Consider the following 1567-nt stretch of genomic DNA (forward strand, 5'->3'; position numbering starts at 1 on the left):
AGGATGACGGACAAGACCACGGCCTTGTCATCCCTCCAGCATCGCCGACCCCTTGAGTATCAGTGGCCCCATCCGGTCCGAGGAAAAAAGCACCCAAAAATCCACCAGAAGCGGCGTAAACGCCCTCTCAGGGCCTGTCTCGAAGCCGGGTGTGGGCTTGTGACAAGATCACGGGATGTTGCGACTCACCGATTTCATCATCGACTGCCCGGACACGATGAAGCTGGCGGCTTTCTACTCCGAGGTGACGGGCCGTCCGATCAAGGAAGGAGGCTCCGAGGACTGGGCCGGCATCCAGTTCGGCGAGATCGAGCTGGCATTCATCAGGGTGGACGACTACCGCGCTCCGCAGTGGCCCGACAGCGAGCACCCCAAGCAGTTCCACCTCGACTTCGAAGTGGACGAGATCGAGTCCGAGCAGCGCCGTGTCCTCGACCTCGGCGCGACGCTGAGGCAGGACTTCATCGGTCCCGACGGCTACGGCTGGCAGGTCTACACCGACCCGGTCGGCCACCCCTTCTGCCTGTGCCGCAACAAGGGCGTCGTCTGGACCGACCAGGGCCCGATTTGGCCCAAGCACGACTAAGAAGTCATCTCATTTGGGCTTGTAGGCTGCTTGCGTGACGATCGTGGAGCGCCTGGTGCCGGATGAGTTGTGGGGGTTGTTCCAGCGGGTGGTGCCAGCGGTGCCGACCCGGCCGCAGGGCGGAGGCCGACGCCGCCACGGGGACCGGGAGGTGCTGGCCGCGATCGTGTTCGTGGCCACGTCCGGGTGTACATGGGCCCAGCTGCCGCCGTGTTTCGGACCGTCCGGACCGACCGCGCACCGCCGGTTCGCGGAGTGGACCGCGGCCCGGGTGTGGGCGAAGCTCTACCGCCTGGTTCTGGATGAACTCGGTTCGCGGGGCGAGTTGGACTGGTCTCGGTGTGCAGTCGACTCGGTGAACATGCGGGCCCTGAAAAAGGGGATCTGACGGGTCCGAATCCTGTCGATCGGGGCACGTTCGGGTCGAAGGTCCACTTGCTCACCGAACGCACCGGTCTGCCCATCTCGCTTGCGATCTCCGGCGCGAACCTGCACGACAGTCAGGCCCTGATCCCGCTCGTCGAGGCCATCCCGCCGATCTGCTCGCGCCGCGGGCCGCGTCGGCGCCGGCCCGGCAAGCTCCACGGCGACAAAGCCTACGACCACCGTTTCATCCGCTCCTACCTGCGGCGACGGCAGATCGCCCACCGCATCGCCCGTCGCGGGATCGATTCCTCCGCCCGCCTGGGCCGGCACCGCTGGGTGATCGAGCGGACCGTCGCGTGGCTCGGCGGCTTCCGCCGACTCCACCGCCGCTACGAACGCAAAGTCGACCACTTCGCGGCCTTCGCCACCATCGCCGCCGCCCTCATCTGCCACCGCAGACTGGCCAAATGAGATGACTTCTAACGCGGCTTTGGTGAAGTCGGCTGCCGATCCTCCGATAAGTGAGCCTTTTCAGCGCTGCAGCTCGAGGGTGAGGACGGCCTTGGCTGCTGACGTCAGCCAGTTCGGGCTGCATCGGGCGTGCTGGAAGATTCT

The 1567-nt window shown here is 65.9% G+C and carries 2 protein-coding genes; both read left to right on the top strand.

The annotated features are described in order from the left end of the window. The first annotated feature begins 175 nt into the window (after window positions 1-175). A complete protein-coding gene (locus tag K353_RS33520) occupies window positions 176-586 on the top strand; it encodes a VOC family protein (RefSeq protein WP_111557243.1) in 411 nt (136 codons plus the stop codon). 40 nt (window positions 587-626) lie between these two features. Then, a protein-coding gene (locus K353_RS33525; RefSeq protein ID WP_199528330.1) for an IS5 family transposase occupies window positions 627-1423 on the top strand; the annotation gives its coding sequence in 2 pieces (ribosomal slippage) (window positions 627-963 and window positions 963-1423; 798 coding nt in all). Window positions 1424-1567 lie beyond the last annotated feature (144 nt).

Origin of the sequence: Kitasatospora sp. SolWspMP-SS2h, assembly GCF_003259315.1 — a bacterium.
In the GTDB taxonomy this organism is placed as follows: Bacteria; Actinomycetota; Actinomycetes; order Streptomycetales; family Streptomycetaceae; genus Kitasatospora; species Kitasatospora fiedleri.

Excerpts from the sequence above, each read along its gene's own strand:
- K353_RS33520 (WP_111557243.1), top strand. The coding sequence starts at position 176 with ATGTTGCGACTCACCGATTTCATCATCGACTGCCCGGACACGATGAAG.